A 518-nucleotide genomic window follows, 5' to 3' on the forward strand; every position below is an offset into this window, starting at 1 on the left:
TATCTCGTTCAGGTACGTTGACTTATGAAGCAGTTAAGCAGACGACTGACTTCGGATTTGGTCAGTCTACTTGTGTAGGTATTGGTGGTGACCCGATTCCAGGATCAAACTTTATCGACATTCTTGAGATGTTCGAGAACGACCCTCAAACTGAAGCAATTGTTATGATCGGTGAGATCGGTGGCACTGCAGAAGAAGAGGCTGCTGAGTACATCAAGGCGAATGTAACTAAGCCTGTTGTATCATATATCGCAGGTGTTACTGCTCCTCCGGGTAAGCGTATGGGACATGCTGGTGCGATTATCGCTGGCGGTAAAGGTACTGCCGATGATAAGTTCGCAGCGCTAGAAGCAGCTGGCGTAACTACGGTTAAGAGTCTCGCAGACATCGGTAAAGCACTTAAAGAACGTACTGGTTGGTAAGTTCTTAAGGTTTAAAAAAGGAGGCTCTTGCCTCCTTTTTTAATTTTGAGGAGTTAGATTTTTACTGTTCTAGTACTTCTAAGAAAATCTTAGAGG

General features: G+C 44.4%; 1 pseudogene. It reads left to right on the plus strand.

Annotation, left to right across the window (positions count from 1 at the left end):
- Nucleotides 1-422 (plus strand): annotated as a pseudogene (locus A3738_RS10750) (succinate--CoA ligase subunit alpha); the annotation flags it as partial.
- Nucleotides 423-518 lie beyond the last annotated feature (96 nt).

It is taken from the genome of Oleiphilus sp. HI0066, assembly GCF_001635725.1.